This window comes from Devosia limi DSM 17137, from assembly GCF_900128975.1.
GTDB classification, from domain to species: domain Bacteria; phylum Pseudomonadota; class Alphaproteobacteria; order Rhizobiales; family Devosiaceae; genus Devosia; species Devosia limi.
The window spans coordinates 198,931-214,788 of record NZ_FQVC01000006.1 but is presented as its reverse complement, the minus strand read 5'-3'; the positions used below and the strand labels follow the sequence as shown (position 1 = coordinate 214,788).

General features: G+C 58.6%; 10 protein-coding genes. All 10 read left to right on the top strand.

Annotation, left to right across the window (positions count from 1 at the left end):
* The first annotated feature begins 25 nt into the window (after positions 1-25).
* Positions 26-1,018, top strand: a complete 993-nt coding sequence (locus BUA69_RS11545) for an acyltransferase family protein (RefSeq protein ID WP_160300154.1) — start codon at positions 26-28, stop codon at positions 1,016-1,018.
* 78 nt (positions 1,019-1,096) lie between these two features.
* On the top strand, positions 1,097-2,191 hold the full coding sequence (gene wecB, locus BUA69_RS11540; RefSeq protein WP_046136601.1) for a non-hydrolyzing UDP-N-acetylglucosamine 2-epimerase: 1,095 nt from the start codon (positions 1,097-1,099) through the stop codon (positions 2,189-2,191).
* Between the two features lie 204 nt (positions 2,192-2,395).
* Entirely contained in the window at positions 2,396-3,520 is a 1,125-nt protein-coding gene (locus BUA69_RS11535; protein WP_072866545.1) for an N-acetyl sugar amidotransferase, read from the top strand.
* A complete protein-coding gene (hisH, locus tag BUA69_RS11530) occupies positions 3,517-4,131 on the top strand; it encodes an imidazole glycerol phosphate synthase subunit HisH (RefSeq protein WP_046136599.1) in 615 nt (204 codons plus the stop codon). Before BUA69_RS11535 ends, hisH begins: the two co-directional genes overlap by 4 nt.
* 2 nt (positions 4,132-4,133) lie before the next feature.
* Positions 4,134-4,898 carry an AglZ/HisF2 family acetamidino modification protein gene (locus BUA69_RS11525; protein ID WP_046136598.1) on the top strand — a complete coding sequence of 255 codons (765 nt, stop codon included), beginning with the start codon at positions 4,134-4,136 and terminating at the stop codon, positions 4,896-4,898.
* A 277-nt stretch (positions 4,899-5,175) separates the two neighbouring features.
* Positions 5,176-7,245, top strand: a complete 2,070-nt coding sequence (locus tag BUA69_RS11520; protein WP_244468804.1) for a bi-domain-containing oxidoreductase — start codon at positions 5,176-5,178, stop codon at positions 7,243-7,245.
* A gap of 413 nt (positions 7,246-7,658) precedes the next feature.
* Positions 7,659-8,879, top strand: coding sequence for a heparinase II/III family protein (locus tag BUA69_RS11515; protein WP_210165901.1), 1,221 nt, complete (start codon positions 7,659-7,661; stop codon positions 8,877-8,879).
* Positions 8,880-8,886: 7 nt separating this feature from the next.
* Positions 8,887-10,080, top strand: coding sequence for a glycosyltransferase family 4 protein (locus tag BUA69_RS11510; protein WP_046136595.1), 1,194 nt, complete (start codon positions 8,887-8,889; stop codon positions 10,078-10,080).
* Positions 10,077-11,294, top strand: coding sequence for a sugar transferase (locus BUA69_RS21485; RefSeq protein WP_072866544.1), 1,218 nt, complete (start codon positions 10,077-10,079; stop codon positions 11,292-11,294). The genes BUA69_RS11510 and BUA69_RS21485 overlap by 4 nt, the downstream gene beginning before the upstream one ends.
* Before the next feature lie 777 nt (positions 11,295-12,071).
* Complete coding sequence (locus BUA69_RS11500) at positions 12,072-15,800, top strand: peptidoglycan-binding domain-containing protein (protein ID WP_046136594.1); 3,729 nt, start codon at positions 12,072-12,074, stop codon at positions 15,798-15,800.
* Positions 15,801-15,858 lie beyond the last annotated feature (58 nt).

Genomic DNA, 15,858 nt, shown 5'->3' with positions numbered 1-15,858 from the left:
GTGCCAGAAAATGACAAGTCAGGCTATGGTTTTAGATAAGTCGTCGGACACTGCCGAACAGGTGATGCTGTCGCATCGAAATAACTTCAACCTGATACGGCTGGTTGCCGCCATCCAGGTCCTTCTGGTGCACGGGTGCAACCATTTTGGGGTTACAGGTTGGTATGTAACGGCCCTCAAAGCCGTGCCGGGTGTGCCGGTCTTCTTCTTTATCAGTGGGTTCCTGATCTACCAGGCCTATGAGCGCTCAAGCGGCAGCGGTTTGTTCGGGTTCTACCGCAACCGGTTCCTGCGTATCTTTCCGGGGCTTTGGGTCTGCGTGATCCTCTCAACCCTGGCGGTCGCAGCGACCGGGTATTTCGAAATTTCTCAGCCCAGCACCGTCCAGGTCGTGATCTGGCTTGCAGGGCAAATGACGTTCGCCCAATTCTACAACCCAGATTTCATGCGGGCATTCGGGGATGGTGTGTTGAACGGCGCTCTATGGACAATTACCGTGGAGTTGCAGTTTTACATTATCACGCCCGTCTTGGCGTTTTGTTTGGCGAGCCGAAAGTGGATTTTCGGTGTCTTGCTGGCGGTGTCTGTATTAACCAATCAACTTGCTCACCACACGCTGAACCCCGACTCTTTGGCCACCAAGCTGCTTTATGTGACGTTCGCCCCTTGGGTCTACATGTTCATGACCGGCATGCTGGTCGCGCGGTACCGACAGCAAGCCGCTCGGATTCTGCAAGTCCCCTTCGTGCTTATCGTCTTGGCGTTTCTGGCATCAATGTTCTTGCTGGGCGGCTACCACGTCAACGCCCAGAACTCGATCAATCCGATTAGCTTCCTGTTGATCTGTGTAATGATCTTCAAACTGGCCTTCATGTCGCCTGGCAGGCTCGAGGGTGCGCTTCGTGGAGTGACGCGCAACGACATATCTTACGGCACCTACCTCTATCACATGCCCGTCATCAACCTTCTGCTTCACGCCGATACGCCCAATCCTGCGCTCGCGGTGGTACACTTGTGACGACTGTCCTCTTGGCCACGATGTCGTGGTTTCTTGTGGAGCGTCCGGCACTGCACCTGAAGCGATAAAGGTACCCTTATGCTTATCGACATTATCGCCGGCGCCCGCCCAAATTTCATGAAAATCGCGACCATCCTTCGTGCTCTCGATGCGCGACAGGGGGCGGAGCGTCTGTTGGACTACCGGCTCATCCATACCGGCCAGCACTACGATCCAAGGATGTCGGGCGAGTTTTTCGCGCAACTCGGTATTCCGGAGCCCGATATCAATATGGGTGTCGGCTCGGGTACGCAGGCGGAGCAGACCGGTGCCATCATGGTTGCCTATGAGAAGGTGCTCAGCGAGCGGCGCAGCGACCTGTGCCTCGTGGTTGGGGACGTCACCTCCACCATGGCCTGCGCGATTACCGCGCAAAAGCTTGGTGTGAAGGTCGCTCATGTCGAGGCGGGCATTCGCTCTGGCGACTGGCGCATGCCCGAGGAGATAAACCGGCTCGCGACCGATGCGATCACCAACTGGTTCTTTACGACCAGCACCTTTGCAGATGACAACCTCTGCCGATCAGGTGTTCCACAGGATCGGATCTTCTTTGTCGGCAATACGATGATCGACACCCTGCTGGCGAACCAGCAAAAATTTCAGGAACCAGATTTCTGGGCGGTCAATGGCCTGAGCCGCGGCAACTATCTGGTGCTGACGCTGCACCGTCCGTCGAACGTGGACGACTTTGCCGGTTTCTCAGAGCTTCTTGGGGCCATTGGTGCGGCCGCAAACAGCATGCCCATCGTGTTCCCGGTTCATCCGCGAACGGCCAAGAATCTAGCGAATATTCCCAACATTTCGCCATCCTTCATTCTCGTGGACCCTCAGCCATATCTTGAGTTCAATTTCCTGGTGCAGAACGCAAAGGCGGTCATCACTGATTCCGGTGGGATAACGGAAGAAACGACTGTGATGGGCGTTCCGTGCCTAACTCTGCGAGACACAACCGAGCGCCCCGAAACGGTAACGATCGGTACCAATGAACTGATCGGCACCGACCCTGCCGCGATAGGGCCAGCGCTTGAACGCGTCTTTTCCGGGCAATGGAAGAAAGGGGGCATTCCTGAAAAATGGGATGGAGGCACGGGCGAACGCATTGTCGCCACACTTGAGCGGCTTCTGACCCCTTGATCCTACACTTCTCAGCGCCGTCGCCAATGCTGTTGTCTGAGCAGGATGCGGAGCCCCGCTGGATGGCCGCTGAGCGCTGGTCAGCCAAGTTCCGATGTGCTAATTGCACGGCTCGATTCTGAGCTTACATAGCTTTGTTGCTGGCCTCAGCACCCAAATTTGGGTGGCCCTTGGACTGCGGATTATAGAACAGGAAGTCTATCTATGACGATTTGCTCGAACTGCGTGATGGACACGAGTGACGAGCGGATCACCTTCGATAGCAACGGCGTGTGCGATCATTGCCGTGGCTTTGCAAGGGATGTTCTTCCGAACTGGTTCCCGAATGACGAGGGCAGGGCGAAGTTTCGCGCGCTGGTTGAAAAGATCAAGGCCGACGGCAAGGGGCGTGACTTCGACTGCATCATGGGAATGAGCGGGGGACTGGACAGTTCCTACCTGCTGCATCTTGCTGTGGTAGAGTTCGGCCTTCGGCCCCTGGTTTTTCACGTTGATGGGGGCTGGAATACGGATCTGGCCGTCAACAATATCCAGGTGCTGGTCGATGGTCTGGGCCTGGACCTCTATACTGAGGTCATCAACTGGGAAGAAATGCGCGACTTCCAGCTCGCCTTTTTCAAGTCAGGCGTGTCCCATCTTGATATTCCTCAGGATCACGCCTTTATCGCGACCCTCTATCATTTCGCCAACAAACACAACATCAAGTATATTCTCAACGGCGGTAACTTCGCTACTGAATGCGTGCGCAATCCGGTTGAATGGCTCTATCACGGCACGGATATGGCCCAACTGCGCGACATTCATCGAAGGTTCGGTACACGCCCGCTCAATACCTATCCGTTTTCAAGCGTGCTGTTCCACAAAGTTTACCTGCGGTATTTCCGTGGCGTCAGGGTTGCGAAGCCACTGAATTTGCTCCCCTATACCAAAGAGCACGCGGCGGAAGTCCTGTCCACGACCTACGGCTGGCGCCCATATCCGCAGAAGCACTTCGAGTCTCGGTTCACTCGCTTCTTCGAGGCCTACTGGTTGCCGACCCGGTTCGGCTATGACACGAGGCGGGTACAGTATTCCAGTCTCATACTCACCGATCAGATGTCGCGTGATCAAGCTCTCGCCCAGCTTGAACATCCCGCATATGACCCTGCAACTATCGATGACGAGTTCGAGTATGTAGCCACCAAACTCGGCATCGGCGTCGACGAACTGAAGCACTACCACCAGATGCCGCGCAAGACCTACAAAGATTACGCAAATCAGCAGTGGATGTTTGATCTGGGAGCACGCGTGCTGAAGGCGCTGGGTGTGGAACGATCGGTAAAGCGATGATAGCGATCGTCGACTATGGTTCTGGCAACGTCTCGGCGATTGCCACAATCTACAAGAAGTTGAGAATCCCCCACATAGTTACTTCCAACCATGCAGAACTGGCCAGTGCCAGTCGCTACATTCTTCCAGGAGTTGGTGCCTTCGACAGGGTAATGGGGGACCTCACGCGCCTGGGCCTGACAGAAGTGCTCAACGAGCAGGTGCTTCACAAGGGCAAGCCTGCGATGGGCATCTGCGTCGGCATGCAAATACTAGCCAGTTCCAGCGATGAGGGGAATATGCCCGGTCTTGGTTGGGTTCCCGGCCGCGTGCGTAGGATTGACCAGCATTCCATCAATTCTGTTCCCAAGCTGCCGCATATGGGTTGGAACTCCATTCAGCGGCGCGGCAGTGACCCCATACTTGATGGCATAGATCTCCAACACGGCTTCTATTTTCTCCATAGCTACTATTTTGCACCCGAAGAGGAAGCGCATGTTCTGGCGACCGTTACCTATGGGACGGACATGCCATGTGCCGTGAGCCGGGATAATATTCGCGGGGTGCAGTTCCATCCCGAGAAAAGCCATGACAACGGCGTCACCTTGTTCCGCAATTTTGCCGAGGGCTGAACGTGCTCCGCTCCCGCATTGTGCCCTGCCTGCTGATGAGCAATGGGGGGCTGGTCAAGACGCAAAAGTTCAAGGACGCCAAATATGTCGGCGATCCCCTGAATGCGGTAAAAATCTTCAACGAAAAGCAAGTTGATGAGCTGATATTCATCGACATCGACGCAAGCGTTGCTGGTCGGGAGCCGGAATTTGATCGCCTGCGCGGCATCGCCGTGGAGTCGCGCATGCCGCTGTGCTATGGCGGTGGCGTGAGCAACGCTGCGCAGGCGTCGCGACTTATCGGCTTGGGCTTCGAGAAGGTTTCGGTGAGCTCGGCGGCGTTCGCGCGTCCTCAGCTGATCCGCGAGATGGCCGACGCCGTGGGCAGTCAAAGTGTCGTCTTGACCATTGATGTGCGCGCGAATGGCCTGTTGCGAGGTCATACGATCTATACGCACAACGGCCGCCGAAAGCAAAAACTTGCTCTGGCGGACTTTTGCGCGCAGGCCGCCGAACTAGGGGCGGGAGAGATAATCATCAATTCCATAGACCGCGACGGCATGATGAAGGGCTATGACCTCAACCTTGCCCGTCAGGTTCGGAAGATGTTCGACGGTCCCTTGTCTTTTGTTGGGGGCGCGGGCTCGATACAGGACATGCAGGACCTCATCGATGCCGTGGGCGTGGTGGGCGCTGCCGCCGGCAGCCTGTTCGTTTTCAAAGGTCAGTTTCGCGCCGTGCTGATTAACTACCAGAGACCCACGGACCTGTTTGGCTCGGGCCGTTGAACGTCGGACGGTTCGGCGTCCTGTCGACCCGCACGGCCCAGACCAATCAGAAGATGCGGTGCCGGGCTTGAAAATCTAACAGGTCGCAACGGCCGAGACTGCTGACAATCGCTTTCTTGCTTCACCGGGTCGGCATCAGTAGAAGCATAACCGTCGGCGATGGTCGACGGCTATGTCAGCTGGAGGTCCTTGCCGAGTGCGCCAAATTCTACAGAATCTCAAGACCGGTGAGACTGAGATGGTCGATGTCCCGCGGCCTGCGGCGGGACCTGGGAAAGTGATCATTGCAACCCGTACCACGCTTGTTTCTGCCGGCACGGAGCGCATGCTCGTCGAGTTCGGCAAGGCGGGCCTGATTTCGAAGGCCCGGCAACAACCCGAGCGAGTTGGCCAGGTGCTTAGCAAGATGCGGACGGACGGCGTCCTCCCGACGATCGATGCAGTGCGCAGCAAACTCGATCAGCCATTGCCGCTCGGATACTGCAACGTTGGCGTGGTGATGGAGACTGGGAAGGGCGTCACCGGATTCCAAAAGGGCGACCGTGTCGCCTCCAATGGCGGGCATGCGGAAGTGGTCGGGGTCGGCCGGAACCTTGTCGCCAGCATCCCCGACAATGTCAGTGACGAAGCTGCCGCATTTACCGTGGTTGGGGCGATCGCGCTCCACGGTATCCGACTGGCCAATCCGACCTTGGGAGAAACCGTTGCGGTGGTCGGCCTCGGGCTTGTTGGCCTGTTGGCGGTGCAGTTGCTGCACGCCCAGGGGTGTCGCGTGATTGGCATAGATCTTGATCCTGCCAAGGTGGCGTTGGCCGAGCGTTTCGGCGCTACCGGTGTCTGCCCTTCGCGGGGTGAGGACGTGCTGGCTCGCGCGGATACATTCTCTCGTGGCAGGGGCATAGATGCGGTGATCATCACTGCTTCGACGTCAAGTAATGAGCCGGTTCAGCAAGCAGCAAAAATGAGCCGCAAGCGCGGACGAATTGTTCTGGTGGGTGTCACGGGTCTGGAATTGTCACGGGCCGATTTCTACGAGAAGGAGCTGTCCTTCCAGGTGTCTTGCTCGTATGGGCCAGGCCGATATGACCTGAACTACGAGGAAAAGGGGCAGGACTATCCAATCGGGTTCGTGCGCTGGACTGAACAGCGCAACTTCGAGGCTGTGCTCGACATGATGGCCGCTGGCAAGATCGACGTGGCGCCGTTGATAACCCATCGTTTCCCATTCGCTGCGGCCCCCGATGCGTACGGCATCCTGGTGAGTAAGACTCCGCACCTAGCTATTCTACTTGAATACGAGCTCCGCGCAGAGGCGGGTGAGACGCTGGTGATGCTGGCGCATCCGAGTGGCGCCTCCACTCCCGCCGGCTCCATCGGTGAGCCCAGAGTCAGCTTCGTCGGTGCCGGCAATTATGCTAGCCGGGTTCTGGTCCCCGCCTTTGTAAAGGCTGGCGCCAGTTTGCAGATGATCAGCAGCAGCGGGGGAACCTCTGCCAGCCAAATTGGTCGCAAGTACGGGTTCAAGTCGGCTACCACTGAACTGGACAGGGTTTTCTCCGATACCGAATCCAACGCCGTCGCCATTGCAACACGCCACGATAGCCATGCCGAGCTGGTCTGCCGCGCACTTACCGCCGGAAAGGCCGTATTCGTTGAGAAGCCGCTGGCGCTTACGCTGGATGAGTTGGATCGTGTGCAGGAAGTCCATGATAGCCTTGAGGCCGAAGGCAAGCGCCCCGTGGTCTGCGTAGGATTTAACCGGCGATTTGCGCCGCAAATCGAGACTATGCGCACGTTGCTGGGGACCAGCGACCAACCCAAGAGCGTCATTGTTACGGTCAATGCAGGCCCAATTCCGCCGCAGCATTGGACGCAAGACCCGCTGGCAGGTGGCGGGCGGATCATCGGCGAAGCCTGCCATTTCGTCGATCTGATCCGCTCTCTCGTGGGGGCACCAATCAAAGGCAGTATCGCAGCGAGCATCCCGCGCAATGATGGCGTGCCGCCCGACACGGCCACGTTCACCCTGCATCTTGCCGACGGCTCGATCGGCACGGTCCACTATTTTGCCAATGGTAGCCAGACTTTCCCGAAGGAGCGAGTCGAAGTCTTCTGTGGCGGCAAAATCCTGCAGCTGGACAATTTCCGCCGTCTTGTGGGTTTTGGCTGGCGGGGCTTTTCCCGCTCAACACTTTGGCGCCAGGACAAGGGGCAGGTGCAATGCGCTTCGGCCTTCGTTAAGGCGGTCAAGGACCGGCAGGCACCGGTTCCATTTGCCGAACTGGCAGAGATCAGCAGGGTCAGCATCGAAGTAGCTAATGCCTTGGCGACCGGCCAGGCGAGATAATGCTTCATCGCCTCAGACGCTATTTCGCGACCGTGCGCCACTTGAAGCCTTCCCAAATTCTGGGGCGTCTCTGGTTTAGAGCATATCGACCCAAGCCTGATCTGCGACCCGCTCCGGCAGTCCGCACCATCAGGGACGCTATACGGCCCTTTGCCGTCAGGCAGGCAAGTCTGACAGGTCCCGAGACCGTAATTCTTCTCAACCGACCCGGCGATGTTTCTACCGCGGCGGCATGGCAGGACGAGTCTAATTCACTGCTGTGGCTATACAACCTCCACTATTTCGATGACTTGGCTGCAGAGAACGCGGGCGGACGGACTGCTTGGCAGAGGGACCTTGTCAACCGCTGGATAGCAGAGAACCCGCCCGTTTTTGGGGTGGGCTGGGAGCCCTATCCTACTTCTTTGCGGATCGTGAACTGGATCAAGTGGCACCTGACTGTGGAACCCTTGTCGCAGCAGGCAAGTGCCAGTCTTGCGGTTCAGGCCCGCCATCTTCGCAACCGGCTTGAGCACCACATCCTGGGCAACCATCTCCTCGCCAATGCCAAGGCGCTTTACCTCGCCGGTGCCTATTTTAGCGGCAGAGAGGCCCATATCTGGCTGTCGCTCGGCCGGCGACTGCTCGAGCGCCAACTCCAGGAGCAGATTCTTGACGACGGGGCCCATTTCGAACTCAGCCCCATGTACCACCTCATTGTGCTCGAAGATCTGCTGGACGTTGTGAATATCGGCCGAGCCTACGACCTGCCGCTGCCTTCCGGCATCGAAGGCGCTGTCGAGAAGATGCTGGCTTGGAGCCGCGTCATGCGCCACCCTGATGGCGACATCCCCTTCTTTAATGATGCTACGCTGGGCATTGCACCCGCTCCTGCCGAGTTGGACGCCTATGGGGTGAGGTTGGACCTTGCTCCTGCCACAACGCCCGACCCGGCCGCCATGATGTCCGCATCGGGCTATGTAAGGCTTCAAGCTCAGGATGCTGTGCTGTTTGCTGACCTGGCGGCGGTCGGCCCCAGCTATCTGCCAGGTCATGCACACGCTGACACGCTCAGCTTCGAGCTTTCGATCGGGGGCGAGCGAGTGTTTGTCAATGGCGGCACTTCGGTCTATGGCCTAAGCGCTGAACGAGGGCGCCAACGCGGAACGGCAGCGCACACGACGCTGAGTATTGATGGAGTGAACTCATCTGACGTCTGGGCCGGATTTAGGGTCGGCCGGAGAGCGTCACCTCAATTGCTGGCCTACACGAAGGGCGAACCAACCATTTTAGCCGCCGAGCACGATGGCTACGTGCATCGCCCTGGCGCGCCTAGGCACAAGCGGCAGTGGGAGTTGGATGCGCGGTTTCTTGCCGTGACAGACACAGTGAGTGGCAGCGGGGTGCACTTGCTGGAGGCTTTTTATCACTTGCACCCTGACATCAAACCCGAGGATACCTCGAACGGGCTTTCCTTGCGCTTGTCGTACGGTCGTTTAATGACGGTCGTCGTTCCTTCCGACTGTCAAGCCGAACTCATTCCATCGACTTGGCATCCCGGTTTCGGGATAGCTTTGCCCTCACATGCCCTGCGCGTCAGCCGCAACGTCGCCTTGCCAGCGAGCGTCCACGTTTCATTCCATTGGGACGTCTAGGAGACCCATGCATATCATCATCGTCAGCTTCTACTACCCCCCAGATCTAAGCGCGGGCGCGTTCCGTACTGGGGCACTCGTCAATCGCCTGCTCAACGAGCTCGGACCAGACGATACCATCCGCTTGCTCACGACAGCGCCTAACCGCTACGCATCTTTCCAGACGCCAGCTCCTTCGTTCGAAACGCATGACCGGTTGACCATAGAGCGGATACCGCTGTCGCGGCACGAAAGTGGCCTCAAGGACCAACTTTTTGCTTTCTTCGGCTTCGCGCGCGAGGTACTGAGACGTCTGGCCTCAGAGCGAGCCGATGTCGTTTATGCCACATCTTCCCGCTTGGGGACGGCGAGCCTTGGCGCGCTTTCCGCTCGGCGCTGTAGGGCCAAGCTCCACCTCGATATTCGCGATCTGTTCGTGGAGAACATGTCGAACATGCTGCGCGGGCCCGCCCGGGCGTCATTGCCTCTCCTGAGGCTCATCCAGCGCGCCACCTTCAAAGCGGCGGACCAGATAACTATCGTATCTCCGGGCTTTGCAGCTCCGCTCGCGCGAGCCGGTGTTCGGCTGACCCCAATTCTGCGCACCAACGGGATTGACGATGAGTTCATTGGCCGGAACTTCGAAGGCGGACGCCAAGGGCTCCCCCTTATAGTCTATGCCGGCAATATCGGGGACGGGCAGGGCCTGAGCCGCATAGTTCCCGATGCCGCAGCGCGTCTCCACGGTCGTTTCAGATTCCGCATTATTGGCGACGGCGGCAAGAAGTCCGAACTGAATGATCGCATCAAGGCGGTCGAACATGAAACGAGCCTGAGTCTCGCCATTGAGGTGCTGCCCCCCATGAACCGTGCGCTGTTGATGGAGCACTATCGGCAAGCCGACATCCTGTTGGTACACCTGAATGACTATCCGGCATTCAGGCTTGTAATTCCGTCCAAGATCTTCGAGTACGGCGCCACAGGTAAGCCGATTCTTGCTGGTCTCGCTGGGGTCTCGGCTGATTTCGTTCTGAAAAACCTACCCAATGCTGAGGTTTTTGAGCCTTGCGATGTCGATGGGTTGGAGCAGGCTGTTGCTGGCTTGACGATCGGCCACACCGACCGCGCTGCCTTTGTCGCTGATTTCAACCGCCAGACGATCGCGGGCCAGCTTGCCAAGGACATTGTGTCCCTGAGCTTGCTTTCGAGGACAGCTCAATGAAATTGATCCTTACGGGAGCTTCCGGCAACATTGGCCGCCAGCTTGTGCCCCTTTGGTTGGCCCAGGGCGTCGAGTTGCTACTTGTTGGACGTGATGCGGATAGGTTGCAGCGCCAGTTTCCGGACCTGCCAGTCTGTCGATACGAGGACCTGCAAGATAACGCGCCGGGCTTTGACGCACTGATCAATCTGGCCGCGGTGAACTCGGACGCGAATGCCTCCGAGCAGGAGTATCTGGACGTTAACGTAGAGCTTCCCCAGCGGCTGGCCACGATAGCAAGTGCCGCTGGGGTGCCCCGGTTTGTCTACGTTTCTTCGCTACATGCGCTGGATGAAAAGGCAGTCCATCCCTATGCGGCGAGTAAGCGCATGGGCAGAGCAAAGCTGGTTCTTCAAGCTGGTCGTGATTTGGAAGTGATCACCGCGTATCTGCCTGCCACCTACGGAGAACGGTGGACGGGTCGCTGGTCTTTCATGAACAACCTGCGCGGAATGCCGAGGAGACTGGCAATCACGATCCTGACTGCGCTCAGGCCAGCAATCGATATCGATACCTTGGCGATTATGCTCCTCGACATCCTAAAAGCAGACACCCCTCCCTCGGACATCGTCGTTTCTCGCGGGCAGCGCGACAACACCTTCTATCAGGTTGTCCGCCGGCTGGTCGACATTGCTGCGGCCCTGGTGATCTTGCTGGTATTCTGGTGGCTGTTGCTGGCGATCTGGGTGGCGATACGGTTCAAGTCCTCGGGACCCGGGATCTTTGCGCAGCGACGCGTCGGACGTAAGGGGGTGCTCTTTACCTGCTACAAGTTTCGCACCATGCATGTCGGCACCTTGCAGGCTGCCACCCATGAGGTGACTGGCAATTCCGTCACCGCAATAGGCAAGGTTCTCCGCAGGACCAAGCTCGATGAACTTCCGCAAGCCTGGAATCTGTTGACTGGCGAGATGACGCTTGTCGGTCCGCGGCCTTGCCTTCCTTCCCAGGCCGAGCTCATTCATGAGCGTTCGAAGGCGGGAGTTTTGGAACTGACGCCAGGAATTACAGGGCTCGCCCAAGTCAACGGGATTGACATGAGCGTTCCTCGAACCCTGGTTGACTACGATCAGCGCTACCTGAAGATGCAGAGTCTGGTTCTCGACGCCAAGCTGATCGTTCTTACTGCATTGGGCAAGGGCAGCGGTGATCGGGTTGCCCCCCCCCTGCAGTGAAGGCGAAGCCTTCACTGCAGGGGGGCTGTCGTCGCGCCACTGGCTGGCATACGGTTCGGACCGCAGGGCTAGGCTCCCAGTCGCGCTAGTAGCGCTTTGGTCACCTTATCAGTGCCGGAAAGGCAGAGGCCGTAGTTTGGGACAATTTTGGGACAAAACACCGTACCAGAAGAGGTGAGAACGTCTTCCGTTATATAATAACATATGTTATTTATCAAATGGTTATGAAACTTAACCAGGCGGCTATATAAGGCTTTTTTGCACTCCGAAGGCAGGGGTTGCGAGTCCGGGCCATGTTCAGCGCGCTGTCGCTTCAGGCGCGGTGCTGAGCCTCGCGCGCGTCCCCCCCGCAAAGAGTTTAACTAATACGGGAGGTCGGGCGTTCGGGTGGGCAGGCTTTGTAGGGAGAGATTGCCGTCAGGCCACTCACTGGTGCCTGGGCAGCGCTGGATCAAATCCGCGCTCCGGCCAGTGCGGCCGGTTTTGGATGGGAGGGACTGACGTTCGCGTCTCGACGTGATGTGGCGTACCCGTCTGGAAAGCAATTGCTCGCATCGTGGCAACATCCATGGCGACAGACGGGGCGATGTGCAAGCTTTTGGCAGGCCGGGCGACGCGAACAGGAGTGCTCAGCCTCTGGGGGCGTGTAGTCCGTCATGCGCATCGGGCCCGCAATTTTCTGCCTTGGAGAGAAAATAGAAAATAGGTTGCATTTGTGTTTTTAACATAACTTGGATGTTTGCCAGATTTGCGTTGCAAAGTAACGGTGGCTGATATTTGTTTGTCTTCATATTGACGATCTATTGGGCGGGGGCTCCGTTGATTTTTCTTTTAATGAAGCGCCAGGTCGTGGCTGCGATGCTACTTGCGTCTGTTGCCTTGCCAATTGCGCCGGCGTCTGCCCAGAGCGGCGCCGATTTATTCTTCGGAATTGCGACGGGGATAATCAGCCAAGGCATTCAGCAGGATCGCGCAAGGCAACAACAGCAGCAGCAGGTCCAGAATCACAACGCGCAGCAGCAAGAGCGCATCCGTGCCGCCGCAGAGGCTGAGCGCCGGTTCGTGACGCAGACCCAGTCGGCCTTGAACGTTCTCGGCTTTTACACCCTGACCATTGATGGCGAGTCCGGCCCCGGTACCCGAAAAGCGCTCCTTGCTTATCAAGCTGCCTTTGGCCTTTCGGGGGCGTTTGGACAGGATGATCTCTGGTTGCTGCAGGAGAATGCCGCCAAGGGATGGCGCAGCGCCGAAGAGGCCAGGCAAGCGGAGGCAGGCGGGTTCTCCCGCCGTGTTGATTATGTGGCGGCGACGGAGGCCGGCTTTGGCGACTACCGCGAGTGGATGGCCGCCGTTCGGCAGGGCATCCCTGATTACGCGTCCTACCAGGCATTCGCGGGCTCTGGGTTCAAGGATTTCGGAAGCTTTCAAAAGGCCGGGCAGGGAGGCTTTGCCTCTGCTGCGCGCTTTCAGGCGGCCACGGCCGCAGGATTCGACAGCGAGGCGGAGTATGACGAGTTTGTGACCTCAGGCTTGGCCGACAGGACTGCCTTCGAATTGCAGCGCAACGCCAGAGCGGAGGCCAGTGCCGCTTCCGTCCTTTGCCTGGAGGCGTCGCAGGCCAAGGATTGGGCTGTAGCTCTGGCACCTTGCTATACGGCATCACGGTTGCTGCCTGAAGACGCCGCCGCGGCTACGACTTTGTCGACGGTACGGTCGAAGGTGAGCGCCGGGCTTGATGACAACGAGGCTGTGCTGGCTGATCTAAAAGGTCAACTTGCGCAACTCTTGGCGTCGAGCATTCCCGATGTGGCTCGCGATGCGGCCCTGCGCGCTCAGATCAATGGTCTTAGCGATGCCATGCTGCTAACCCGGCTGCATTTGCAGGTGGCTGATTGCCAGGACGGTTTGGAGCGGTCGGATTGGGGGCAGGCCGAAAGGCAGTGCTACGTGGATATTTCGGTCAAGCATTTGTCAGGTGCAAAGCGCCGCCAGGCAGAGACCTTGCTTGCCGACCTCCATGAAAGCCATGGCCGAGCGCTGGCGGCCGCCGAGGCCGAGTTAGCCCTCGCTGCCGTCGAGGCAAGCCGGTTGGCACGGGAGCAAATCCAGCGGGACGCAACGGCATTGATCGCCAATGTTGAAGATTTTTCTCGATCCGGTAACCGATTTACTCAAGGCATCGAGATTGCCAAGGCACTGGTTACGCTACGTAGCGCGCTCGGCGGCGATGATGTTGCGCTTATTGAAAAGCAGGCGACTGCGCTGACTGCGCTTCTTGATGGTGAGCCGGGCTTTGTGCAGGAGCGACGCGCGCGAGCCTCGGCACAGGAACAGGCGCAGCAGACCGCAGCCTTCGAAGCGCGCCGGCAGGCCGAGTTGCTCGACGGGTTCGTGTTCGCCTACATTTCGGCGAATGTGACGTCCGAGCACGTCGTCGCACTTCTGACGCTGCAGGAGAAGCTGGCCGAAGCCTTGCAGGAGGGTAACCTTCAAAAGATCACCGCAGGTCAGGCAGAAGGTCGCACCCTGATCGACGCCATCGGCTTGGGCGCCGAGCTGGCCGATTTTGCGGCGAGCTATCAAGCAGCCTCAGTGTCGGCCGAGGACCTGGAGGCGGAGAACGCCGCCATCGCGACGACGAATATAGCCCTCTCGAAGGCATTGGATGACGCGCAGGAGCTGGTCGATACGATTGCGTCCTATGCCAAGTCTGGCGGCAACTTTGATGATCCGATCGCAGTGGCCCGTTCAATAAATCTGCTTAAGACCGCCCAGGCGGGGCGCGACCTGGCCGACATGCAGCAGCGCTACAATTTGCTCCTGGCGCAGGTCGAGGACGATCCGCAGTTCCGGGATGCGACGCGGGCTATGGCGGTATCTGCCGATGTTGCCCTCGCCAATGCAGTTGCGGACGCCCGCGAGCAGGCCGCCAGCCTCAACGCGTTTCTGTCATCCTACATTGCCGCCAACCTCGCATCGAATGATGTCTTGGCCGTTGTCGATCTTCAACTAATTCTGGAGGACGCTCTCGCCAGCCCTGCATCAGCGAATTTGGTGCGCGTGTTCGAAGAGGCTCAACGCCAGGTCGGCGCCCACGGGTTGGGCAACGCCTGGCTGGATCATCAGGCCGAAGTCAAGGCAAGGGCGTTGGCACCCTCGACACCCATTGCCGGAAACGGTTTGGCGATCACCGTGGCCAATGCAGCCCTGCTGGAGGGCAAATCTGGCGACATCATCGTGCTGCGCAACGAGGCCGGGACTGCACCGCATCTGACCCGTGATCTGGTTGGCGATCTGGTTGTGGAAGGCGGCGCTGCCTCAGCATGCTGGCCGCACCCGGTAGCGCCCGATGCTATGGGGCTGCTCCTGGTGCGCCAACAATTGGTCGACCTGGGATTGCCCCAACTGCAACTGGGCGAATGCGCCGGCGATGTGATGACGGTGGCGGATCTGGTCATCCTCGAGCGCGGCGCATTTCTGGTGTCGCCACCGAGCCAGGCGCGTGGATTGGTCACTGCATTTGAAGATCGCCAGCTCACCGAATTGCTGGTTGTGCCCGAGGACTCTGTTGCAATCACAGCAGCGGAACTTGATCGACGCGCTGCCGATTTGCGTCAGCGCATCGAAAACCGCACTGCTCGCGGCTTCGGCATTCTGTCTTTGTCAAAAGGGCAGGGGCTCTGTCCGGTGGTGGCCGATATGGCGCCACACGCGGATCTGCTGGCGCATCGGGGCCGGGAAATTGCGTTCTATCTTCAGGACGCGCGGCTCAACCGTGCAATGACCGCCGAAAGCGCATTCGTCTCCGCACAGCGCGGTCAGTGTGGCGCGCTGTATGCTGCGGCAGAGGTTCTGGCAGATTTGGGGGCTGCTCTCGCGCGGGACGGGATCGCGTTTGATGTCTTGCCAATCTGGATCGAGGCGGAGCATGTGGAGGCCGAGACGGCTCGCCTCGTCGCGCTCTCGGAGCAGCAACTGGCTGAGCAAGTCTTGGCCGATCAACGCCATGCTGCCAATGCCGCTCTTGATCAAGCCAAACGTGCTGCGGCTGCGGCGGAACAGCGACACCGGCAGTCCGCGCTGCGTGATCAGCATCGTGAGGAGGCGACAGGTGCGGAAAAGAGTCTGGCGGAAAGCGTCCGCTCCCTGGTGGCAACGGGGCGGTCTGACATTGTGCAGCTATCCTTTCCGCATCTCTTTTCAAAGGTTCGGGCGGTCTCGAACGATCGATGGGAGATCACGCAGGTCAACAATTCGCTCGTCGATTTTGGCACCGCACAGTGGCAGGGTCGCACCGTCAAGGCAGTGCTTGTGAAAATGACGATAGAGCGCGAAAACGCAGTGCTGGGCATTTATGCAACTGACTGCATCGTCCTGGGTTACCTTGTGGACGAGGAGTTTCGTGTCACCCGCGATCCCGTCGAGGCGGACTGTTCTGATGCGGCGGCGATACCTGCATGGATGGGACCTCGCTCCTTTGAGAGCTTATGGAACGTGGTATCCTGAGTGAGAGGGATCCAGCACCGCTAGGCCCACGGCCGTTCGCATGCGAAGAGGCGACTGG

Excerpts from the sequence above, each read along its gene's own strand:
- BUA69_RS11545 (WP_160300154.1), top strand. The coding sequence starts at position 26 with ATGGTTTTAGATAAGTCGTCGGACACTGCCGAACAGGTGATGCTGTCG.
- wecB (WP_046136601.1), top strand. The coding sequence starts at position 1,097 with ATGCTTATCGACATTATCGCCGGCGCCCGCCCAAATTTCATGAAAATC.
- BUA69_RS11535 (WP_072866545.1), top strand. The coding sequence starts at position 2,396 with ATGACGATTTGCTCGAACTGCGTGATGGACACGAGTGACGAGCGGATC.
- hisH (WP_046136599.1), top strand. The coding sequence starts at position 3,517 with ATGATAGCGATCGTCGACTATGGTTCTGGCAACGTCTCGGCGATTGCC.
- BUA69_RS11510 (WP_046136595.1), top strand. The coding sequence starts at position 8,887 with ATGCATATCATCATCGTCAGCTTCTACTACCCCCCAGATCTAAGCGCG.
- BUA69_RS21485 (WP_072866544.1), top strand. The coding sequence starts at position 10,077 with ATGAAATTGATCCTTACGGGAGCTTCCGGCAACATTGGCCGCCAGCTT.